10 protein-coding genes are annotated in these 24,491 nt (G+C 60.3%); all 10 read right to left on the bottom strand.

The window, feature by feature from the left end:
- Positions 1–15: 15 nt before the first annotated feature.
- Entirely contained in the window at positions 16–2,931 is a 2,916-nt protein-coding gene (locus WCS52_12485) for a glycoside hydrolase family 38 C-terminal domain-containing protein (GenBank protein MEI6168001.1), read from the bottom strand.
- Positions 2,932–2,969: 38 nt separating this feature from the next.
- Positions 2,970–4,058: a glycoside hydrolase family 99-like domain-containing protein gene (locus WCS52_12480; protein MEI6168000.1), complete on the bottom strand. Its 1,089-nt coding sequence runs from the start codon at positions 4,056–4,058 to the stop codon at positions 2,970–2,972.
- A 109-nt stretch (positions 4,059–4,167) separates the two neighbouring features.
- Positions 4,168–5,832 carry a glycosyl hydrolase-related protein gene (locus tag WCS52_12475; GenBank protein ID MEI6167999.1) on the bottom strand — a complete coding sequence of 555 codons (1,665 nt, stop codon included), beginning with the start codon at positions 5,830–5,832 and terminating at the stop codon, positions 4,168–4,170.
- A 119-nt stretch (positions 5,833–5,951) separates the two neighbouring features.
- Positions 5,952–7,970 (bottom strand): glycoside hydrolase family 36 protein, encoded by a 2,019-nt coding sequence (locus tag WCS52_12470; GenBank protein MEI6167998.1) that lies wholly within the window; start codon positions 7,968–7,970, stop codon positions 5,952–5,954.
- On the bottom strand, positions 7,967–9,613 hold the full coding sequence (locus WCS52_12465) for an SGNH/GDSL hydrolase family protein (protein MEI6167997.1): 1,647 nt from the start codon (positions 9,611–9,613) through the stop codon (positions 7,967–7,969). The genes WCS52_12470 and WCS52_12465 overlap by 4 nt, the downstream gene beginning before the upstream one ends.
- Positions 9,610–12,405 (bottom strand): family 78 glycoside hydrolase catalytic domain, encoded by a 2,796-nt coding sequence (locus WCS52_12460; protein MEI6167996.1) that lies wholly within the window; start codon positions 12,403–12,405, stop codon positions 9,610–9,612. The genes WCS52_12465 and WCS52_12460 overlap by 4 nt, the downstream gene beginning before the upstream one ends.
- A 1-nt stretch (position 12,406) precedes the next feature.
- Positions 12,407–15,049: a glycosyl hydrolase-related protein gene (locus WCS52_12455; protein ID MEI6167995.1), complete on the bottom strand. Its 2,643-nt coding sequence runs from the start codon at positions 15,047–15,049 to the stop codon at positions 12,407–12,409.
- Between the two features lie 43 nt (positions 15,050–15,092).
- Positions 15,093–16,454: a glycosyl hydrolase family 28 protein gene (locus WCS52_12450; protein MEI6167994.1), complete on the bottom strand. Its 1,362-nt coding sequence runs from the start codon at positions 16,452–16,454 to the stop codon at positions 15,093–15,095.
- 23 nt (positions 16,455–16,477) lie between these two features.
- Positions 16,478–19,183 (bottom strand): hypothetical protein, encoded by a 2,706-nt coding sequence (locus tag WCS52_12445; protein ID MEI6167993.1) that lies wholly within the window; start codon positions 19,181–19,183, stop codon positions 16,478–16,480.
- Positions 19,184–19,287: 104 nt separating this feature from the next.
- The gene (locus WCS52_12440) at positions 19,288–24,348 is read right to left on the bottom strand and encodes a hypothetical protein (GenBank protein ID MEI6167992.1); all 5,061 of its coding nucleotides are present in this window, start codon (positions 24,346–24,348) and stop codon (positions 19,288–19,290) included.
- Positions 24,349–24,491: the final 143 nt, after the last annotated feature.

Genomic DNA, 24,491 nt, shown 5'->3' with positions numbered 1-24,491 from the left:
GTTAAGTCCTGTTGATCATGAAGGTTTAGGTTGTGCACCCGTTACCTTGACGCTGACGATGCCATAGGCGGGGAGTGCCACTTGAACTCCATTTTGGTTGATCCGGGCTGAGGATTTCACCAGTGGCCGCTCCATCATATCCACTTCAACGACGCCCTTAACCTTGCCGAACAGGACGGGGTTGATGTTCAGCGCAGCGGTCGCCTTCTTACCCGCCGTTTCATAGATTGTTACGATATATCCATCGCCGTCCTGAACTTTGCGTAACGAGGAAACCACCGCCGATGTAGGCGAGACCGCGCTTACGAGCCCGGCCTGCGGCGGAAGTTTTCCGGGGTGGATATCGGTGGATACCGGTTCCAGCGGGTGGTTGAAGGCCGCCCCGAGTTGCGTCAGGTCGGCAACGCTCAGTGCCGTGCCGTGGGGCACCAGTGCCAACCTGAGTTCGTGCTCGGCCACATCGGGCAGCGGGTCCGGCTCGTAACTGGAACGGATCAACGTGAGCCGTAGTGTCGAGCCGTCGAGAGAATGGCCGTATTTGCAATCGTTTAGGAGCGCGAGACCGGCAAAACCCTTGCCGCCTGGAGCCTTGCCGCGAATGTCGACCCAGCGCAGGGCAGGAACCTCTTCGCCGTGGTTAAGGTCACGCGCGATGGCGCCGAACTGGGTTTCGTACACTCCTTTGGCGTCTTTGACCGCCAGCGGGAATTTCATATTGAGTCGCGGCGTGCCGGTCTCCGGGCCACCGGCCTCCAACCACTTGGCTCGAACCTCTATTTCCAGTGCAGGACTGCCCGCCGAAAGAGAGTAGGTTAGTTCGATATCGGAACTCTTGACCTTGAGTTTTGCCACCCAGGAGCCGAACAGCGGCCCTCTGTGGCCGGGTTCGAACGAGTGGACCACAAGCGGGCACTCTACAGTCTTCGCGGCGGCGATAAGCCAGGCCGACATGCTGCGCGGCCGCTCAAGAACGTATTCCAAAATTCCCAACGGACTGTCTGCACAGGCCAAGTCGCGGCCGGTTACCTTATCAACCAACTTGCGGATGCCACCGGTACAGGGATCGAATTCGACAAGCAGTTTGTCATTTTCCAGCGATGGAACGGGCGGTGCCTCGCGTTCAGCGGCGGTTGGCGGCAGTTTCACGGCATTGACGGGTGCCTCGGCGCGCCCCTCTTCAAGGACCACGGTTGTGTAGCCAAGGGCGGGAACTTCTACCGGAAAGAAGAGGTGCAGATATCTGTGCCCGGCCCATTCGCCGGCTCCGAACTTCTGAGTGGGCAGCAGGCGGCCGTCAGCCGTGCGTGCAACGAAACTCTTCTGCTGGATGTCACCGGGGCAGATACCTGTGTCGGCGTCCCAGACGATCGCGTTGCTAACCTCGCTGCGTGGCCGAGCCGTCGTGTTGAAAGCCACAAAAGGCCGCGGGCCGTCGGTTACATGTGCGGCCATGGATACGCCGCTGGTCGAAAAACGGCAGCATCCCGGCCCTCCGCCCATGGCGCGGCTCGTCATGGCGGGCGTCGGTGCCGATGGGGCCTCTCCACAAAAGGAGGTGTCCACCATTGCGGCTATGGCGCGCCAAGAGTGCGTCTTGATCATGCCTGTGATCGCGCCGATCTTCTGGAACAGTCCGCTCTGGTAGCCGCGCGTCCAGTGGACGCCGGAGCCAGGCAGGATGTCGTGGAACTGGCCGAAGAGGACATCGGTCCAGGCTTCGCGCAACTTGTCGGATGGGCAGGCCCTGCCGGAGATGAGCTCGGCCAGCACGGCGGCCGTCTCGGCCTCGAGGCAGTAGTTCTCGCCGTAGCGGTTGCCCTTCTTGACGAGTGCCTGCGTGGTATAGCAGCCGGTGAACTCAAAGTTAAGTTCCTCGTTGACGACTGGCCAGCGGTCGGGATGCTGTTCGAGGATGGTGTAATAGTCGTTCGTCGTGGTCAACTGCAGCCGGGGAAAGACGGGCCATTCGGCCATTTCCATTGCCCGCATGAGGTCACGGCGAGTAGGCCCGCCGCCGTGATCGCCCACGCCGTACACCCACATGTAATCATGGAAGCCGGTCTCCTGCACGAAGCGGATAAAGTTTGGAGTGATGGCCTGCGGGTCGATGGGACCAAGGTAGCCCTTGAAGTCCCTGTAGACCAGCACGCGTGAGCCATCTTTAGCCTGCCACCAGAATACAGGTGGCCGCTCTGTTCCGCCCTGCCGGTAGAGGTAATAGCGACTCACCGCACCGCGCCGCAGGATGGCGGGTACCGCGTGGGAATGGCCGAACATATCCGGCTCCCAGTCGATGGCAACATCCTCAGGGTCGAGATCGAAATATTTTTTGAAAAACTGGCGTGAGTAAAGAAGGTGCCGGGCCAGCGACTCGCCGCTCGACAGGTTCTTGTCACCCTCGACCCATTGCGAGGCCGTGACCTCCCAGCGGCCCTCCTTGACGCGCTGTTTGACCTGTTCAAACAGTTCCGGGTTGAAATCACGCAGGATCGCATAGATAGACACCTGGCTCTGTGAAAATCGGAACTCGGGGAACTCCTCCATGAGTTTCAGTACCGTGATGACCGTATCGTTGGTGATGGCGACTGTCTCCGACCACGCCCACCTCCAGTTCATGTCGATGTGCGCATGGCCGACGCAATGGATGGTGAACGTTTTCGCCACTTCGGCCACAGGTGCGAGAATTTTTTCCGCCGACTCGACCGCCCCGGCCAGTCCTGAAGGGACGCCAGTCGCGACCGCTGTATTAACTATGCCCCATGCCTTGGCGAACAACTTGTCCCAGCCGCGGCTCTCTCTGCCGACGAGCAGGGCCAGTTTTTCGGCGAACTCCATTTCCGCTAGGAACCGGTCAACCGGCTGCCGGCAGACCATGCCCAGTTCAGCGCTTGCCTTCCTAAACGCTTCACGTTGGATGTCTAAGGTAGTCATACGGTGTTCTTTCTGTTTCATTATTTGAATCACATCGTTCAGAACGACTTGGCGTTATTCATTCCTTTGATCGGGTTCAGTATATTATGCGTGGCCTCGATCCGGTGGGTATCGGGTTTTCCATCCAAACCTCTTGTCGGGGCAAGCCACCCCCCTTCATCATATTCGTTCCATGCATAGATGAGGATGGTGTTGGCAGCGCAGATGCGCGGATAGTCCTTTACAAAAGATACGGCATGGCTCAAGTGGGTGGCGATTTCTGCGGGCGTTGCGCGGGATGGATACACCGTCTGATTGTAGTAGCCCGCTTCTTTTTCCCAGGATACAGGATGTTCCTTGCGGGGACGGTTATCCCATCCGGTGGTCACGAGTGGGATACAGGGAACTTTGGCCTGGACGGCTTCCTGCCAATAGCTTTGTTCCACCGTTTTGGCCAGGTCCGTGAATTGGGGGGCGCTACTGCTTTTGGCATAGGCCGAGACCGCATCAAATCCGCGATTCGAGACGGTTTGGAAATCCAGTGCCGGGTTGTGCCCCAGGTAGGCACAATACGGGTTGATTCCCTGTTTTTTGGCAACGGCTTGAAGTTCGTTGAAGCGGTCAAAGCGGAGCCCCGTGCCTGCATAGGCATAGACCAGAGGGCGTCCGTTCAGGTCGGTTTGGTAGCCAGGTTCCTGCAGCAGCGCGAGGGTGCGACTCAACTCTGCGGGCCACTGGTTGGTGGGGACGTTGAGCGAATTGTGCAGGATCAGGCAAAAGTGGATCTGATTGCGCTTGGGACTGTGTAGATACTGTTGCAGGGCGACACTCATGGAACTGGCCTCCGGGTAGACGAGAAAGGCCCAGTAGTCCAATCCGGCGGCAACGGCAAACTTGATTTCCTGGTCCATTACGTCGGGTTTGCTGCCGTCGATCTTCACGGTTGCATCGTTGATCACCTCTGTAAACCAGGGGAGGCGATCATGATATTTCAGAGGTCCAAGGGTTTGCTCGACCTGTCGGGTCACGTTCCCGCCGGTCCAGGCATCCCAGCGAATGGCGCCCACCGCAGGTCGGGAGATGTCTGTCTCGCCGCATGCGATTGTGCCATTCAGCAGGAGGATGCAGGATAGCAAGATATAATACATCAACATGCTCCCCGGGCCGCTGCGATGGCCTTCCCTCGCAGGTACAGTGTGCGGTCCGAGTCGGTGCGGCGGACAGCAGCCCATACACGTTCACGAGGGGTCATGGATGTCATCGCTCTACATCTCCTGTTCTGGTCATCAAGACGGTGGCGATCTGGAAAGGACGCAAGGTCACCCGGACCTGTCCCTGGCGCACGGCCAGACGTTTGGGTTGGCGTTCGAGGAGGTTGACCAGAATGGCATGCCGGAACCCTCGCGGCAGCGAGAGGCTCACTTCCTCGCTCTGGCCGCGCTGTTCCTGCAACCGCACCACCAACCCTGCGCCTTGCTCGGCCTTTTTCACGGCTGCGATCACGGAGCCGCAGGCCTCGAGTTGTGGCAGATCCAGCCGCGCGAGTTTGCCGGGGATCACCAGCGGCGGTGCATTCATGGCCATGCTCATGCGCGGCATCGGGCTGTCGGCAAAGTGCCCATCGAACGAGGTCAGTGCATGCACGAACTCATGCTCGCCCTTGTCCAGCATCCCCTGACAGACATCCAGGGTGTAGTGATCCGTGCCATCCGGGCCAAAGGCGACGCCCTGCATGTGTGAGCGTAGCGTCGGGCTGCGCAGGACCGAAACCAGAATGGTGCCATCCTCGATGCGGTAGGAGGGGGTGCCGACATTTAGGACGGCGACGCCCCAGAGTCGATGCACCTCGTAGCGGAAACCATCCCAGAACTCCCACACGCTCACCACACCATGATCGTCGCAGCGTAAATGGTAGAATTCATTTTCAATTTGTGATTGGTGCGATTTTCGCGGTGGCTTGGAAGGCTTAGCAACGCCGCGCACGCGCAGCGTCACGGCCGACAGGGGTGGCAGATCTTTCAGCACCAGTTCCGCCTGACCGTCGCGAATCTCGGCCAGCGGCAGTGTGTGGCCGGTAGTATCCGTGACCACGACCGTGCGTGCACCCGCAGGAACAGGCAGCGACACGCGCTCAGTGCAGGCAAAGGAGTGCGGATTGAAAATGCTGAGCGTCTCTGTGCCTGCCGGTTGATGCATGCGCAATTTGCGCCCCTGCAATTGTTCAGCCGCCTGCTGAATGATGGTTTCTGTCTGCCGCGCCAGATCCGTGTGCGCATCCATCAGTTCGTCGAAGCACGGGTCAAGGTGGGTGGCGGTCACTGAGTCGTGAAACTGGGTGAAGATGAACTTGCGCCACGCGTCCAGCAGTAGATTTTGTCCGTAGGAGCCGGTTTTGACATAGCCCGCAACCGCCAGTTTTTCGGCGGAGACCAGGCGGTTTTCCGCCCGGCGGTTGAGCTGTTTCAGGAGGATGCGGGTGACCAGCACGCCGCTCGAGGTAGGGTTCCCCTCCAGGTTGGTGGAGACGCGGTCGGCGGGCGGCTGATCGAGCAACCGGTCCAGATCCCGGAAGTGGTCCGGCATTTCTCTCAGCAGGCCGAAGCGGAACTCGGCCCAGGGGTTGCGCTTGCGCATCTCATCAATGAAGCGCGGCGTATCCGGATTCGGCAGCCGCTCCTCGGCGCCCACGATCAGCGTGGTGAAATCAAGCCGGTCGCGGATGATGTCCAGGTTCACAGGATCCAGCGTGGTGCGCAGTTGCTCAAAGCCGCGTGGTTCGGTGGTGGAGGGTGGCAGCGGATGCCTGGTGCCGTTGGAGAAGCCGCCGCGCGGGCAGAGCACGGTGCTGCCGTCGAGCCCTTTCCAGAAGACGCCGTTCGGAATGCAATACGAAGTCCCCAGCACCTGACACTTTGGTTTCATGAATAGGCCTTTTTTATCAACTAATATTAAACGCATAAGGCGTTAGAGTCAACCGATTGACATGCTGATGTGATTGATGAGGTTAAAGTTGTGGGGTAACTGCATCCAGGGTTCGGGGGTCATGGTAATAGCCCCTCCACCGTTTCTCCAAACAGGGTAAGTTCCGGTGCGGGTGGCTGGTTTTTCGGGTTGGCGTAGAGCAGGAACGGTTGATGCGCGGCCAATTCGGCCGTGATCTTGGTCTGCTGGCCGAGGGGCGTGCTTGCGCCGGGTTGCCAGAGGAACAGCCAGGCGTCTTCCTCGCCCAGGAGTTCCTTGACCTGGTACTCTTCGCGGATCGTTTCGGTTGTGGGGTTGATGATCAGCACGGCGGCCGTACCATCGGCGTAGTCGCGCACAGCCACTTTCAGCTTCTTGTTGCCGGACCAGTACGGGAAACGGCAACTCATCTGCTGTTTTCCCGGTTGCAGGAAGCGCCAGAGTTTGAGGTATTCCGGGGTGATTTTATGGAATCGGTCGCTGGCGGTGATGAATCCGCCGATCATGGCGTTCCAGTAGGCGAGCAGGTAAGTCTCGTCGCGGGTGAGCTTGGAATTCAGGCCGGAGTCGACATCGCGCAGGAAGAGGCAGTCGGGGTCGTTCTGCCAGAGCACCTGCTGCAGGTAGTGCATGGTGAACGCCTCCTGGATGAGGTTGCCATGGCTGCCTTCCCGCCAGTTTGCCGGCACATCGTTGGAGATACGTACCGCGTCCGCGTAGCCAATGAACTGCGGATAGACGGCGATGCAGGCGACCCAAAAACTGTCCGGGCCGATCTCCTCGCGGATCATGCGGATAACCTCAGTCATGTGCTCAACCGAGGTCGTGCGGTTATCATGACGCAGGAAGCGCGTCCGGTCGCGCAGTCCCCATTCCATGAAGTCGGTCTTGTAGTAACTGAACCCCATCTTCCGGTAGGTGCGGAAAACCTGACGCAGGTACGCAAAGGCCTCGGGGTGCGTGGTATCCAGGATGTAGCATTCGTACTCGTCGAGCTTGCCCGCGACGTGGATTGTGCCGTCCAGATTTCGCAGCAGCCATTCCGGATGATCCTTGGCCGTCTGGCTGGTGGTGGCAACGATGAAGGGGCCGATCCAGATGCCTGCCTTGCATCTTGCATGGAGGATGGTGTCGGCCATGTGCTGGATGCCCTGCGGGAAACGGTGGTTGGCCTGCAGCCAGTCGCCATAGGTGCAGAAGCCGCCATCGACCTGGATGGTCTCGATCGGGATGGCGGGTTTGGCCGCCTTCCAGCCGGCGACGAGATCGTTCAGCCGCTCCTGGGTATATTCGGTCATCCATTCCCAGAAGGTGCAGACCTGATAGTGCGGCTGGTTGTTGAATCTAACCTGGTTCTCCTGCGCAACGTTCTCCGCGAAGTGACGGTAGGTGCTGAACGGCTCGATCCCGGCGACGAAATGCAGATCGGGCAGCGCCAGCGGTTCCGCCAGAGGCAACTCCTCGGTAGCGAAGCCGGCTTCGAACAGGAGATCATCCGACTCCAGGTGGCGGTCGATCAGATTGTAGCGGTACGGGCGGTTGCGGTAACTGCTGCGCTGCAGGAAGCGGTCATGCCGGCAGGCACCGATCGCCAGCGCCTGTTCGGACGGGGTAAGGAAGCCCGAGACGAGATAACTGTCTGCGGCCCAGGCCTCGTTGAGCTGAGGTGACTCGCGTTTTTTTGGCGTCTGGGGAACCGGAATGATTCCGCTCGGGCCGGCGAAGCCGATCCCCTGCTTGAAATATCTATCGGCGCCCTGAACCCTGGCGTAGGCGATGGGTTGGAACCAGTGCGGCGCCACGGGCATATCCAGAAAGGAGCGCAGGACCAGCGAATCGGCATTGGTGGAAAAAATCAGTCTGATACGCCCGTTTTTGAGATGATAAATAATCTCACCACCGCCCGTCAGCTGTATTACGTCGACCGATTTCGCGGAAACCGGGTGGCCGTTGAATGCCGGACGGCAATCCAGCAAGGCAATACTTCCGGAAGTGTATCCGAACGAGCCATCATCATTAAGTATCCAAGTAGCGTCCTGTTTGGAGAACGGCATAGTGCTTATCATGTTTATATACTTTACCTTCTGTTTTTGTTTCATGGTTTCTTGATGCGGCTCAGGCGTATGGCCTCCTTGACATGGGCTGTGGTGATGCAAAGGTGGCGATGTCGGTCCGGCACAAAGGCGAAAGCAGCGCTCGCCGAAGGGCCAACCAGATCGTGCAACCCGAACTTGATGATCTCCATGAGTTCGCTTTCGTGCGCGCCGCGCTCAGGGCTGGCATCCTCGAATGCAAAGGAACTCAGAGAATCCTTGATTCGGACGTTGGTTCGGAGCGTCCAGATCCCGTCGCTGCCGCTGGCTGGCGGCTTCATCGGCGTGGCCACCCAGTTGTTGAAATCGCCCTTGATGCGCAGTGGGGCGTGGAACTTCAGTTTCTGGCCGGTGCGCGGGGAGATAATCCCGGTCCAGGCCGAGGTGTCGATCTCGAACAGGATCTGCACCTCGGCCCCATGACAAGGGAAGGGCGGGAGCACTGGGAAGGGTGCAGTGGCATACAGATCGGCAGTTTTGCTGGCGACCAGTTCCACCTGATAGGGTTGGCAGTGGATGCCGCGGCTGTTCAAGTACCTGACCTGCGAGTCTGACTGTTCGCGCAGATAGTCGGTTTCCGGATGGTCGCCGGAACTGCGCGGCGGCATCTGGCGCCACAGTCTATAACGCTGGCGATGGACCTCTTCCACGATGTCGCCCACCAGTGTGCCGACAGCTTCCTCCGGTAGACCCAGGTTGGTCAACGAAACACCCCGCTGTGCCTGGGCTCTGGTGAAAGTTGCCCGAACGCGGCCGTTTACCAACAGCAGCAGGTACGGGGTCGGCAGTCCGGTTACACGGAGAGTGTTCTGATTGAGACGGGCCTGCCACGGTTTCAGGTCGAGGCGGATGACGTCGCGGCCGCTGAACTGGAACGGGAAGGCCTGAGGTTGGCGCGTGAAGCGGATACCTTTTGGGATCCGGGTCAGCGACGTGATGCGCTGATGGGTCGCCTCCGCGGTGCGCTTTGTAAGGTCAATTTGGAGGTGCAGGAGGTCGCCTTCGGCGCCCATGGCCTGAAGCAGCAGGGCGGCGATGAGTGCGTTGCCATCCGCACCGGGATGGATGCCGTCATGAGAGAGCGTTAATTGCGGGTCAGCTACTTGGTACCGGTTCAGTTCCTTCTGATACAGCCGATTCAGGTCGATGAAGGTGCAACGGGATGCTTTGGCAAAGACAGCCATCGCCCGGGAGAATCGACGCAGAGTCTGCGGATACCAGATGCTCCGTTTCCGACCGGTGGAATCCCGGGCCGCACCGCACTCATAGGGAATGGGGGAGATGAACACCACTCGCGCCCTGGTGCGGCGTCGGATGAAGTGCAGCATATCGCGCAGGCTCCGGATGTAGACGTCGCAGGAGGCTTGACGATAAGGGGCGAAGCCGGCGTCATTCATCCCCAGGTTGATCAAGACCAGGGTAGGCCGGGTGGCTGGAAGGTCACGCTGGATGCGGATCTTTCCCGCCTGGGCCGTGTCGCCACCCAGGCCGAGATTGATGAAATCAACGTGGTAATCCGGATACCGGCAGCGCACATAGGTTTCCACCGTGCGGCACCAATAACTGTTGTCCGTAATGGAATCGCCCCAGAAAACAACACGGTCCCCATCGCGGATCAGAAAACGGGGTGGCGCTTTGAATGATCTCATGACTCACCCTGTTTTGTTACGCACACGCCTTCAGGCACTTTGGTTTCGATGATGCATCGGCCGCCTTCCCTGCGCCACTTCACTTCAATGGCGCCCCGCGGATGCGGGAAAGCGCCCTCGGCCCAGGTGACGCCATGGGTCCTGATCCGGATCTCCACGACGTCGAGGTTCGGCGCCTCCGGAAAGTGGACGCCCAGCACATTCTTGGAAAGGTAGTAGGTTGGCGAAGCCGACCAGGCATGGCAGAGACTGTCGGCGAGCGAGAAATGCTCGACACAAGTCTTGAGCCCTTGCGCCAGCATCCATCCCCAGCCCTGCCGCATCATGCTCTCGGCGGTCTCGTGGAGTCCGAGATGGTACAGGCCGTCAAACAGGGAGAAGGCGAAACTCGGGCTGGTTAACGTCCCTCCGCTCGGGTCAAAGCCGTTACGGAAGATTGAACGCAATTCGAATGATACATGCTGCCGAATCCGTGGTACTTGCCGTCTTTTGGCAACGCCGGTGCACACCGCCAGCAGACTCGCATGCGCCGAGACGGTCGTGTGCGCCAGGTCATCCGCAAAGCATCCCCGGCCTTCGTCCCAGAACGCGACCTGGATGGATGCCGCGAGTCGCGCGGATCTCCGGTCGAGTCGCCGCTTTTCTGTCAGCGCTTCGCCGCCCAACGCCTTGGCCAGCCGCGAGGCCGCCTGGAGTGCCGATAGATAGAAGCATGAAAAGAGGCAGGTTGGTCCCTTTTTCGACATGTATCCCGTGGCGCCGCTGTCGCCATGGTAGCCGCCGTACTCCGCCGCAATCCGCCGGTTCGCGGGCCAGTCGGCATCCAGTAAATAATCCTTCCTCTCGTCGGAGAGTTCATGGAACCAGTGCAGGTTCACGAGGATGGCCGCCCAGTCCTGACGGATCCGTTCCAGGTCGCCGCTGTGCGCATAGTAGTTCCAGTACCCGTCGACCATGTTCAGGGCGAAGTCGGCGATGGTGTAGTCACCGGTGTTCGGGTAGACCGCCCGGAATTTTCCGCTGGCGTCTGGTGACTGCCCGAAGAGTTGCAGGCAACGTTCCATCAGAGTCTGATCGCCAAAGGTTGCCAGGTTAACATGGTACTGGATGATCGTATCCCGGCCGTACATGCCGCGTTCACGGCCAACGCAGTCCACGTAGGCGTCTTCCATGGTGACGGCCTGGGTGCGCCGGCCCATCTCCCAGATTGCCGTCAACAGCGGGTCAGAACAGGTAAAGCGGCCACGCTCCTGGACCGGATACATGGCGGAGCGCAGCGACAACTTTCTCAAGGTCACATCGGCACGCGTATTTCTTACGGTGAGCATGAGATAGCGGAAACCGCGCGGGTGGCGGGGCATCCAGTCGAGGTTGTCACGCGAACACAGGATCCGGTCGGAACAGGGTGAATGGTGCTGCGTCTGGATATGTACGCCATCACCGCGAAGATGTTCGGTATAGCCGAGATCGATCGTCGCGCCTTCGACGCCGTCGAGTACCAGCCGTGGCAGGACAAGACGGGTTTGTCCGGCGTCCAGCACTAGCGAGAAGCCTTCCGGGTAATCGGTGTGACGGAAGATGTGGCCCTGGAGCGTCTCAGGCGTGAGCGTCTCGACCGGTTCGCTGTAACTGTCCCATCCCAGTTCGCGGCTCGGGCTCTGCGCGCATTCCGAAACGTCCACGTAGATCCATCCCCCGATCTCTTCAAGCGCGTCGTCCGGAACGAAGGGGACGGGTTTCGATGTGAGATGTTCCGCGTGTTCTGCTGCCATCAGGATACGTGTATGTTTAAAACGGCGCGTACCGGTGAGGTCCTTATCGGCGGAGACGAAAAGACCTTTGCCGCGCGGCAAGGCGAAATATTGTTCGACAATATTCTGATATGCCTGCACGGTTCCGAAGAAATAGTTCCAGCCTTTCCGCAGACGCCAGCTTTGGTTGATGCGCTGGTTGCGGAAAGTGCACAGGACACCGTCGGGAATCCGTTTGCCATTGAGCCAGTACTCGCCCCAGAACACGCCGGCTATGATTTCCTGGTCTTCGGGCGAGTGGATCCAGGTCGCGAACGCCACGAGACTACTGAAGGTCTTCTTGTCCGCCTCGTAAAACGCGGGAAACGGCACTGCGAACGAATACCAATCCTCATCGATAGCCAGGGGAAGGGCCTGCGTCACGCGCTCGAACGGAATCGACGCTTTGGACAGGAAGGGGATTGATCGCGGCTCGAGCGGCCCCCACGCTGCCTGATTGGCCAGCGACACTGCCTGCGGCCAATGGCCGTCGGCAAAATCCGCTTCCCGCCATCCGGGTTCCTCGCCAGCCTGGTCAAACAACTCCGCAGCGTTGAGGGCGAAGCTGAACTTGCCGGTGTAGCGCGCCAGCGAAAGGTCGGGAACGCCACGCCACGCGCCCGGCGTTGCCAGGGAAACTGTGGCGTCATCGGATGTCCTCACCTCACCCCAGGTGATAAATCCCGCCTGGTGGGTGATGGACTTGAGGGTCTTGTGCTGGAAGGAGTTGACTGATACGGCGATGACATTTCTTCCGACACGTAACCAGTGTGCGATATCCACCGTGTCGAACATCGGGAACCGCGGATCAAACCGGATCGGTCCAAACTCAACGAACTGGCCGTTTACAAAAAGTTGGTACGTCGTGTCGGCAAAGAGATTGAGCCGTGCCGATACGACGGCCGCATCAAGGATGAAGGTCAGGCGGAAACAGGCGTGAAGATTCCGCCCGCGCCCCGCGTCATCATGCCAGACGTATTGTGCCTCAATTAGTTGGTTCATTTTACTTCAGGCGAAGGGTAATCACTTCGTAGGGTTGAAATTCCAGCGTCATCGTTTTTTTGCTGCACGCGGGTGTGGCGCCTTCAGCTGGTTCTTCCGCAAGATTCACACGGCTGGCTTTTGACCAGCGCAGGCCGCAACGCAGGTGCAGAAAGGCTTTTTCGCCGCCGGGGTTGAAGGCGCGCACAATCAGCCCCTTGCCATCGGCGGCGCGCTTGAAACAGGTGACCACCGGTGCGCCGTCCGCCTGCAGTAGTTTGCTCGGAAGATTCAGATCCAAACCGGCGCTGAGGCACCCTTCTGCGGTCACTGGCACGATGTAGGCGCTGGCGCGATCCATGGTCTCGCGCAGAGATGCGCTCGGTGTGAGCGCAAATTCGGCCGTTTGTATGCCTAGACTTTTTGCGTGCTCGACCGGATAGTTGCACCCGGCGGCCGGGCCGATGGTTTCCACTGAACGAAAGAGCGTGAGCAGCACTTCGCCGTCGGTTTCGTTGCCCAGCGCCTGATATTCGTACATTCCGCGGACCAGGATTCCCAACCCGGCTTCTTCGCCCACGTGCAGGAAGTCCAGCAACGGACGGGATGGGTACTTGTCGTTCGGTCGGGTCCAGGCACGTGTCATCACCGCAAAATGACCGCCTGCGGCCACGGGGGGGGTACCGTGGCATGGGAAACCGACCCGCAACCGGTGATTCAGCGCCCGGTTCACAACCTGCACGCGAACGTGGACCACCGGTGATCCAGCATACAGCGTGAAGGCGGTCATGATCCGGTGTGTCTCCGTTTCCGTGGCACGCCCTTGCGCCTGCGAGCGCACGGGGATGCGCAGGGTGGTGGTCACGCGCACGGTTGCAGAGAAATCGTCCATCTCATCTGCGGCGATTTCAGCTTGGCCTCCGCGCGTCTCCAGGGGTGTGTCGGGGGCCAGAGGCTGGTAGTCGTAGGTATCGCCGAGGTCGGCGAGGTTCTGATAATAGCCGAGGTGTGACCAATGACGGCCGGTGGCGCGTTCGCACAGTGTGACGCTACCGTCTGTGGCGAACAAAAGTTCGACGAGGTCGTTGCGTAGCCGGTTTGTGTGCGCCTCAAATTCCGGGTGCGCGTGTGTGGCCGCAGTCAATGGCGCGAGCTGAAGTGTTTGAAAGCCGGCAGCTTGGCCAAAGTCTGTGACGCCGCGAATCTCGAGCAGGCTGTAGCATTGGCGGTCGGCGCGGCCTGTGGCCGGCGTCTTGGATACCAGTTTGGGCAGGTCTTCGTTGACTTGGTAGTAGGATTCCAGGTCGGCCTGCTTGATGGCCAGGCGCTGTGCTGTGCCGATCTTTTTCCGGTCTGAGTTAAGCAAGTCGAAGCGTTCGTCCGCAAGTCGCGTCGGTACGCGCACGACGGCTTGAAAGGGGCTCACGCCACGGGCGACGGCCGGGTTGAACAGCACCACCACAGGCTTGGTCTCGGTATCGGCCGGCGGATGCGGCAGCAATTCGTGCATCAGGCGCTGGCGCAGGAGGGTGGACAGATCCTCCACGTTCCGGAAGCGCGCCAGGATGTCGTCGATCACGGCATCGCGGCTGCAGGCGCAGATCGAGTCGTGCGGATGGTTTTGGATCAGCAGGCGCCAGGCGTGGTCCAGATGGTGCTGCACCGGACGCTTCTGTTTTATTTCATAGACAGCGGCCAGCGGTTCGATCACCTGAGCCAGCATGATCTCGCAGGCGCGGTTGCGGCGTTTGATCTCGGCGTGGGTCGAGAGGACGCCGTTCAGGTCCATCCAATCCGGCGCTTCGCCGCGCATTTCACCGGTGGCGACCTGCAGCACTTGGCCGGTTTCACGGAGCCGCGCGGCGGCGTCTGCGGCGTAGCGCTCCGGAGTGGACGAAATAAAGTGCGCGGGCAGGTTCGAGTTCAAGGCCTGCAGGATACGGGACATGCCAGGGCGCAGTTCCATGTGATCCACGCCTACTGAGAAATAGTAGCAATCCACGGGGCTGACCGTCTGCTCGCTCTTCAACACGTTGGTAGCGGCAATCGTGGCCGCCACGGGATCGGCGGGCGCATCGTCCAGGTTGCGCCAGATGTCCGGGTAGGCGATCCCGAGGGCGCCGGCATAGCCACGGTTCAGCGCCAGAACTTCGCTGCCATCGTGCCAGCGCCAGCGGAAGAGCAGGTCGCGGTTGGAGCCGTTGGCGCGCCCGCGTCCAAAATTCGCCGCGCGAATGCCAAAGCCGTTCAGCAGCAGCGGCAGCGTGGCGATGGAGCCAAAGGAGTCCGGCACATAACCTTCCATCATGGGACCGCCGAAGGCCGCCGCATCCCGGAAGCCAAGTTGCAGGTTGCGGATAGTGGCCTCTGGCCCTTCGAGAAACTGGTCGGCCAGCACATACCACGGCCCGAAGAGGATGCGGCCTGCACGTGACAGGCGTTGGAGGCGTGCACGCTGATCGGGCCGCACTGCCAGGTAGTCTTCCAACACGATGGTCTGGCCGTCCATGACAAAGCGGATTTCGGGCTCTGCGCGGAGGATTTCGATGACCCGGTCGAGCAGGTTTACGAGACGAAAGCGGTACTGCTCAAACGTCTGAACCCACTCCCGGTCCCAGTGGGTCGTGAAAACGACATGAACAGTTGGCTGGTGTGGTCTTGTCATAATCTTTCAAAAAGAGTTGTGGTTTTTGCTGTTGAATGCTCTTTCAATGTTCGCCGGAATCATCCAGATACGGATGGTTGTCCGCAAAGACCGGCATCCCGGGCAGGGCGCTCCAGCGGCAGTCTTTTACCGCAAGGCCTTCGATGCGGGTCGCGTCGAGCGGGGCCAGGGGACCGGCGGTGATCGCGCTCGCCGGGTTCAGGGTTGGGCGGAGGTCGCGGTTGCCGCCCATGCGCAGGCTCAAGGCACCCGGGCACAGGCGCATGCTGACGCGCTCCAGGCGCACGTCGCGGATCAGGCCCGGTCGCTCGGCCCACAGGAGGATGCCGTCCTCGCCCTCAGCGTCGATGTCGCGGAAACTCACGTTCTGGATCTTCCCAGGGGCAATGCCGCTCTCGTAATCAGCGGCGCTCATATGGATGGTCTCGCCGTGGCCCCACCAGGGACCGTTCTCATAGCGGGTGCCGATCCGGATCCGCTCGAAGGAGAGGTCGGCCAATGCACCCTGGTTGCGGCTCTGGATGCAGATGCCGCGATTGGAGTCGTGGATCAACACGTCGTGGACGCTGACACGGCGGACGTCGTTTTGGCCATAGCCGATCCGGATTCCGCTTGAGCGGCTGGCGAGGCGGCAGCGGGCGATCTCGATGTCCTCGCCAACGCCGTCGCGATCCTCCAGACCCAGGTTGATGTTAGGTTCCAGTGGCATGCTGCGGAAGCCGGTAACCGCGATGGCGTCGTCGCCGGTCGAGATCACGCAGTCGAGGATGCGCGTCCGTCGGCAGGTGGTCAGGTGGATACCGTCGTTGTTGGGGTGGCAGCGGTCGTTGTCGATATGCAGGCGCTGGATCAGCGCGTTCTCGCAGTCGGCCAGATGGATTGTCCAGTAGGCTGCACCTCGCACCGCAAAGTCGGCCAGCACCAGGTTGCGGCAGGCGGCGAACACCAGGAGGTTGCCCGGCCGCTCGAAAGTATGGACCGGCCCGTTGGCGCAGCGGGTGGCTGGGTCGATGAAGTCGTGCCCCTGGCGCGTACGGCTCAGGTCGTAGTCGATGAAATCATGGGGCCGGGCTGGGTCGAAGAAAGCTTCGCCGGCGCCGTCGATCAGCCCCGGCCCCTCGATCCGCAGGTCGTTCGCCTCGCGGGCGTAGAGCAGCCCCGCGAGCTTCCCGTCTATCTGGTAGTCGGCCAGTCGGCCGGTGCCGCGCAGCACCGCGCCATCCATCAGGCACAGGGTAAGCCCGCTGCCCAGGCGTAAGGTCCCGCTACGGTAGGACCCGCGGGGAAGCAGGATGGTGCCGCCACCGGCCGCCACGATCCGGTCAATCAAAGTTTGGAAGACTTTGGTGTTGCAAGTGCGGTCATCTCCAATGACGCCGTGTTCGGTTGCGAGATAGATGCTCATGGTGTTTATTAAACACACGTTCCTTATTTTTGAATCACATAATAAAGGCAATTTGGCAACAGTTCAATCGTGAGTGTGTCGCCGGATCCGGTGGGCAGATCCCTGGTCTTGTGGCCATTGATGTCCAGGGCTGCGACCTTGAACTTGCCGGCGTCGGCGCGCATGAGGGTGATGCTGCCGCTGAAGTTGCGTACGCAGATGGGCGGCACACCGTTGGAGACGACCTGCAGGCAGTCGATCTCAGGTTGGCCCTTTGCAAACGCATGCTTAATAGGCGCGGTCGTGTAGCCGTACTGTTGCTCCTCGGTCATGACCTGGACAAGGATTTTGGCGGAGCTTTTCAGCGGCTTGCCGTCGAGGGAGACCACCAACACCGTGCCATATTCGTTCTGCATGGCGATGCTGACATCTGCCAGCGCGAGGGTTCCGGCGGCTTGCAGGAATCCGGTGGCCCCCTGCGCACAGGGGGCATTGACGGTACAAAGCCCTTTACCGTAATCGAGCATCATTTCACCGGTCACGCTGCGCACCACCTGCGCCTTCCGGTCGATATGCTTGTTCAGATCAGGCAGGATGTAGGAAGCACCGGGATTTTCAGCGATCGTCCGCTGAACCCGCCCCACGTAGTAGGCCAGTCCGTCAGCCTGGGCCAGTTCGATCTTGACCGGATCCGTCTCGGCGGACGCAACCGTTTTCCCTGATGCGGCCTCGGCCTTGGCATTGAAGTCCACCGATCCGCGGAACTGAGGGACAAAGGTGGCACCTTTCAAGGCATAGAGGTCTTTGAGCGCCAGTGCATCGTTAATTACCACCGGTGCTTCCTTGACGTATTCGTTGCGATAGATGAGCGCGGCGGCGGGGTGCTGGCCCATCACCACCGGGACCTGCATGGGCCAGCGCCGCACATATTTGTTGATCCAGTCTCCCTCGAGAGCAAACAAACACCATCCGCCCATGCCCTGAAGTGATCCGTAACAGGCTTCCATGAAGGGTTCTTCGGCGCGGAAGCGGTTGGGCAGGCACCAGTCGCCTTCCGTCATGAGATGCGGTCGCCCGGCAACCCGCTTGTGCATGATGACGCCCTGAAGCGGATTCTTCAGCAGCGACAGGTCGGTATAGATATCCTTCGGCGTCACGCGGGATCCCGTGGTGGACAGACCGGCGAAGTAGCAGTTCCAGGCTGTGGCGTCACCTGCCATGTTCGCGTATTGATCCAGAGGGTCCAGGTTGCGTGTGTCCGCACCCTGCCAGTTGCTGCCGATGACGATGCCGTCATAGCCCAGTTCCTTCTGGAGCCAGGTCTTCAGGTCCGCAGTCCATTTGCGCTGGACGTACGTCATGAACTCCACCTGGTCGGCGGCCCGTTGCGGATTGCGTTGTGCCAAGGCCCAGTCGGCGCAGCCCAGCAGATACCCCGGATACATGGCGACGCGCTGCTTGTCGAAGTTGTCCCCCTTGGGCCACTGCCCGGGACCCCAGGCGGCTGTCGCTTTCTCCAGGGAGCCGTACTTAGCCTGCAGCCAAGCATGAAAATCGTGCTCCGCCCGATCCCAGGCCTCCGGCCAAAGCGACTGGCGGGGCTTGAACGTGTGCCAGAAGATGCTGTCTTCATCGATCAATTCCACTGCCATCACCGCCGGGTCCTTGGCCAGCGACAGGCCCGTGTACGGATTCAAGGGCTTCAACAGCATCTCGGGCCATTTGAGGTAGAACTCCTTCATCATCACGTCATCGATGTAGAAGCAGAGCGGCTTGCCGTTCTGCGCCGTACACCACCAGTTCAACTCGGAGTAGATGCCCTGTTTCTTGAATGCGGCCACCAGGTAATGCATGTTCTCCACGCATTTCTTGGGGTCTTGCTGGAGCGGCCCGCCGGCGTGCAGACGAATCAGATTGATGCCCATTTTGGCAAACCGCCGCGCCATGTAATCGATATCCGCCTTGTCCATGCCGTTGATGTCACCAAGGGTCGCGCCCCAGAAGCGGACTTTTTTACCGGTCTTCTCAAAAACGAAGTCATCGCCCTTGGCCACGATCCGCCCTTGTGAGCCAGCTTCCTTCTCGTTGAGCGAGCGCAGATCCATGAGCGAGGAGAGGAAGTCGTCACGATCCGGTTCAAAGGGGAACCACCCTTGCGCGGCCCGGTTGAACTTTAAATCCGGTTTCTCCGTCCTGAAAGGGATGTCCTGGAACTTGTTCAATAGCCAGCAGTCGAAGGCCACCTTGCCGGCCTCCGGGGACATCTTTACCTCCAGGGTGTTCTTGCCGGCAGGAAGCTGGACCTTGCCGAGCGAGACCCAGGAGAAACCCCAACCCAAGGGCGGAATGTTGAGAATGTTGGGGACGAACTCCTTGTACTCGATGTACTTGAAATCCTTGGGAACGGACTGCCATTCGCCCGCATTCCAACGCCACTGGAAGGCGCCGCTCTTGACATGCATGCGCCCCCAGAAGTTGTACTCGCCGCCCGAGGTGACCTGCACCTCCCATGTGGCCGTGGCACCGGCACCTTTGTCCGTGAGCAGCCAGTCTCCGCCGGAGACCTGTTCGGCATCGGCTTTGGCCGGGTGGACGGCGCTAAGCGGGAAGGTGGTTTGCGCGGGGTTCTCCGCCTCCCACCAGGTGTAGTCGACCTTGGTAGTCATCCCGGTCTGCGCACGGGCAGACGTGAGGAATACGGATCCCGTCATCAGGCAGGTCAGCAAAAACGGCAACTTTAGCATTTTCATAGTGTTTTCTACTCCTTCTTCTTCATTAGATGTTCCTGGCCCGGCGGGAAGCCTCGCTCCACCTGGCTGAAAGTCTCTCGTTCGTTTCAGGTCAGCATCCGTGGCTATTTCCCCTGAGCTGGCAGCGCCCGCGCTGCGGTAATGGCCAGCACGGCGGCGCCGCCGAATTCGTTTTTATCCTTGGCATCGTAGGTCACATCGATGGACTGGATGGTCACGTCCGGTCGCGGGTTGTTCCACTGGAACTGGTAGACAACCGCCTGCTCGCCGGCGACCTTCGCGTTCGGGAAGGGTGCGGCCCAGACCACCGCCGCCTGGCTCAGGCTCTTGGGTTCCCTGGCAAACCAGTTGCCGACGCCCAGTCCCTGCAGGACCGGCACCTCGGCCGTCTGGCCGTCGGCATAATGGATCACATACTTGAAGAGCACCGGATGTTGGGGGCGTTCGCGTGAATTCCATTCGGTCTGGCCCTGGAATGTATGCAGGAAGAACAGGGCGTCTGCCTTCTTGCCGACTGGGATCCCCTCGACCTTGTCCGGCATCTGCTCGCGGGCATATTTCGTGGCCAGCATGATGCAGCCCGGTGCGGGCGAGGTCTTGAAATCACGGATCTGGTAACGCACCCCTTCGAAGACCTGTTCGCCGACTGGCAGGTGGGAGAGGTTGTGCTCCTCGTTGAACCAACCGTGGCCGGAGGTCAGATACTGGTTGCACTTGTTCTCCAGCGGGATCGGATCATATTCCAGCCCCGCACCGGCAACCACCGTCGGCCCGCCGGCATAGATCGCGCCGAGGTTGCGCAGGATGGTGGCGACGATGTTCTTCTTCTTCTCGGCATTCACCGGCAGTTTCTCGCGCTCGGGGATGTTGAGCTGGCAGAGCACTATGCCGCCTTTGCCAATGGGGTACCGGACCAGTCCACCGATGTTCAGCATCGGTTTGACCTTCTGATAGAAGTCCGCCGGTCGTTTGACCTTGATCCAGATGTTGTCGATGCCGAGTACGTCTAGTTTGCCGGTCTTTTCCCACTGTGCGAGCTCGATCGTGAGCTTGCGGCATTCCCGTGGCGGGTTCACCGCGAGATCGTGGCGCTCACTGCCGGCCTTGAAGCTCAGCGAGACCGGCGTCGGGTCGTCGTCAAAGAGCAGGTTCACCTGTGTCAACTGGTGATAACTGGCATTGGGCTGGATGGAGAACTGCTCGATGGTTTCTTTCCGTGGCAACTCGATGGTCCACGAGGTTGGTTCGCCTTTGAAGAGCAGGATTGAGAAACTGTACTGCCACCAATCCGAGACGCCGAATCCGTTCACCATATTGCGCGGATAGTGGTCGTTCCGGGGTTTGGCGCCGGGCTGCTTGAAGTATTCGCCTGCCGGCCAGGTGGCGAAGGGGGACACGTCGTCGGTGTCCACGATATAGGTGAACACGTCGTCGGCCGCGAAGGTGTCGCCTTTGTTGGCGCCCACGCCCTGGCCGGAACCCATGACCACATCGCGGGTGGAGAGACCGGCGGTTAGCGGATCGGAGACCGGGGCGAGTGCTACCTTCTCAAGTTCAAATGGGCGAATCAGGTGATCGACCCCGACAAGGCGGTTGAAGTCGGCCAGTCCTTCGGGTGTGAGCCCCCAGAGGAAGATCCAGTTGCCTTTTTCGGCAAAGGCGCGTACCTGCTCGACCGACCCGGCCAGCGCCTTGAGGTTTTTGGCGTTGGCATCGGCGATGACGATGTTGTGCTTGCCAGAGACTATCTCGGCGAGCGTGTCTTTAACCGGTGCAAATGCCAGGCCGGAGCCGGAGAGCAACTGGCCGCGCACGCTGTCGGGTGGGATGGCCACGGCGCTGCTCCGGCGCTGCGGAGCATAGGCCGCGGCGTAGGCGAGCAGGTTGTCGAAGAGCCGCTGCGCCACGGGATCGAAGCCCAGTTTCTCGCCGACCACCAACTGGCAGAACAGCATCACGCTCTCGCCGGTGGTGCATTCGGCCAGGGCGCTGCACCCCAGTTCCGTGTCGCACTGGATCAGCGAGCGGGTGCCGGTCGTGGCCTTGCGGTAGGGGTTCTTGTAGACGATGTGGTCCTTGGACCAGGTGAAGAAATCGGGCTGGTCAAGTCCGGCGCTGACTGGATGCTCCAGGTTCTGCAGGAAGGCGATGCGGCCCTTGATATTGCGGGCGACTTCGAAATCCGCCGGCACGGCCTGATAGTGGAGGGGGAATTCCTGCTCGAGCACCACGAGGCGTGTGCCGCGGGTGGCCAGCGCCAGCCACTGGGGCGAGGTGGAAAGGATTTCATTGGTGATGGCGTCCTTGCCGACGATGAGCACCTTGGCACTGGCCGGAACCTTGGCCAAACCATCGGTCTCGTTGAAGTCGATGCCGCGCGCTTTCAGGCGCGCCTTGACCGTGCCGACCGGATCCCAGACCCAGAGTTGGCCGGCTTTCAACTTCGGCTTGGCGCCCGCGTCGGACGGCAGGATCCAGAGCAATTTCTCGTCACGCCAGATCTCCTGTCCCTTCCGGGAGCAGGCGAGGATGAACTGGCCGGCGGTGCGGTTGGAGACTTTCGGCATCTGAAGCGTGATGGTCAATTCCTGCCCCAGGCCCGGTGCCACCTTGCAGGTTTCCTGTCCATGTTGCAGAACCTTGCTGTTGATCACGAACTGCCAGTTCAGGTCGATGGGGTCGTCATAGCGGGTGCTGTTGATGACTTTCAGGGTGCGTTCGACGGAGCTGCCGCCGCCGAAGCTCCAGTTCCACTGGCGGCAGAGTGCGACGACCGGCTTCCAGGCCTTGTAATATTCAGCCGTTTCCGGCATCACGCCCCAGTACTGCGGCGAACACCAACCGGACCAGCGGTACCCCTCGCACATCATGCGCAGAAACTTGGCGATGCCGGGGTCGGCTTCGGTCCAGCCGGAGAAGGCGCCTTCGCCCGCGATGCCGGCGAACGCCGAGGGCGCGCAGCCGCGCCAGTAGAGTCCTTCGCCAAGAATGTAAGGACAATCCTCGCGCATTTTCCATGGGGTTCGGACGTTTTCAATCTGCAGCAAATGCTCGTAGGTGTAGGCCTCGTCGGGATAATCACGAAAGTCGGTCTCGTTGTAGTGGCCACCGTTGACCGGCAGCGACTGGTCATACAGGGCATCGCCGCCGTCCACCATGGCCGGCCTGGTCGGGTCGAGCGCCATGACCATCTCAGCGCCCTTGCGGATCTCAGGCTCCACAACCTTGGAGTCGCCGCGCAGGCGGGAGTTGATGAAGGTGATCTCATCCTCGATCGACCAGATGAAGATGGAGGGGTGATTGCGTAGCGAACGGATCCACGGTTGCATCTGGCGCCGCCAGTTGTCGAAGAGAGGCTTCCGAGCCACATGGATTTCCTTGCCTGCTGCGTCTTTGATCTGATCGACGAGGCGGAAGGAGCCGAAGTCGCCGATAAAAATGCCCGAGGCGCGGGTCGGCATGCCGATGCGGTCAAAGAAATCGTAGGATTCCTGGTCCGTCATGCCGCCCCAACTGGTCATGTGCTGCGGTTCGCGGCGGATCATGGTCTGGCCGGTGCGGCGCCAGGTTGCGGCGACTTCAGCGAGTTGCGCCTCGGTTGCATGTCCGGGTACGCCGTTGTGGTAGGTCATGTCCGCCCACCCCTGCCAGGGGATGCCATTGAGCTTGAACGAGCGACCGCTCCACTCCCATTCGCGGAAACCGAACTTGGTGCGCTTCACGTCCAGCATCTTGTTACCTTGCTTGAGAGTGGTGACGACGATGTACTGCTGCGGATCATCCGGCCACCAGAGTTTGGGGTTGGTCCACGATTCGTGGAGATCCAGCACGAGTTCCTGTCCAGCCGCCAAATCGACCTCTTTGGCGGCGAACACCTTCTCTGCCGGTCCGCCGGACAGCGGTTCCACGGCGTTCTCCACGGACAGTTTCGCCGCCTTGTCGGTGGCATTGCGCAAGGTGATTTCGAGCCCGAGTTCTTTCTTTCTTAGCGAGGGTTTGGCAAACACGTCAGTGGTGTAGGCCGAACCGCAGGCGGTCAGGATGGGCGGGAAGAGCAGTCCGGCGTCGGTCTTGAGTCCGACAGGGAAGTCGTAGCCAAAGGTGAACCGCTGGTTGTCGCGCATCGCCCCCAGCGGGACCGCGAACCCCTGCGGGGTCATGGTGTCGCTGGCGTAGTAGAAGTCCTTGACCACCACTGCGATTTCGTTGACTGTCCCTGGTTTCAGCGCCTTCGTGACATCGAAACTGCTGGGTGCAAAAGCGGTGCTCTCAAACCCGCAGAACTGGCCATTGATAAAGACGCTCACGGAAAAACTGTAGAGCGGCAGTTCGAGTACGAAGGCACGGCCAGACAAATCAGCCGGCACATTGACCTTGGTTCGGCAGATGAAGCGGTGGGCGAAGACCTGGTCTGGTCGCGCCAAGTTGCGATCCGAAGGTACGCGTATCGATGACCAGTTCAGTTCGGTATCCGGCGGCAGTGCATTCACGGGGCCGGTGCGATCCTGGATTCCCAATTCGTCGTAGCGGGCCATCTGCCAGAAACCGGACAGCGTTACGCTGGCGCGCTGGCCCGCGATGGCGTCCGGTAACTCGAAGATCTGCGCGGCGGCTTGTTGATCCTTTTCGGTCTGCCAGGCCTCACCGGGGCGAGCCTTTCCGTTGGGGAGGAACGGGGCAGGGGAGATGCAGATCACGTCCGAGCCGTAGATCACGCGATCAGGTTGCTTCTTGCCTTCATTCGTTTTGTAGCAGCGCAGGATGCGGATTTCGAGCGTGTGCTTGCCGGCCGTGAGTGTGCTCGTTCCCATCTTGATCCATGAAACATCGCAAAACATCGCCAGTTCCATGTGGTCCTGGCCTGGCGCCTTGGCGCTGAGATCCTGCCACGTGCCCTGGTCTATGCGCCAGCGCAGTGGCGCCCGCGCGCCGGTGTAGCCGATGCGATTCCAGACCTCGTAGGTTCCGGCAGTGTTTACAGAAAAGTCGTAGGTCAACGGCAAACCGTCTTCCGGGATATTCTTCTCCATCTCCTCAGCGGACAGGATGATTGAAGCCCACCCTTCCTTGGAGAGGCTGGAACACTTCCACTCTTTACGTTCCAGTCCGGGACCGGCGCTGGTGAACTCCTCACCCTCAAGCCAGACCGCCCCGGTTACCGTCATCCCACGTGAAGGGATCAAACTGAGAATGGCCAGGGCCAGGAGTGATGCCAGTCGGTGTCGCCAGGTAGATAGTCTACGCATTTTCAGTTCTCGCTTTCATTATTGGTTTTCCAATATATCAATAAAACGTTGCCGTGTATCAT

Source organism: bacterium (assembly GCA_037128595.1).
GTDB lineage: Bacteria > Verrucomicrobiota > Kiritimatiellia > CAIKKV01 > CAITUY01 > JAABPW01.
Note: the sequence above shows the minus strand (reverse complement) of the source record. Positions and strands in the feature narration are given on the sequence as shown.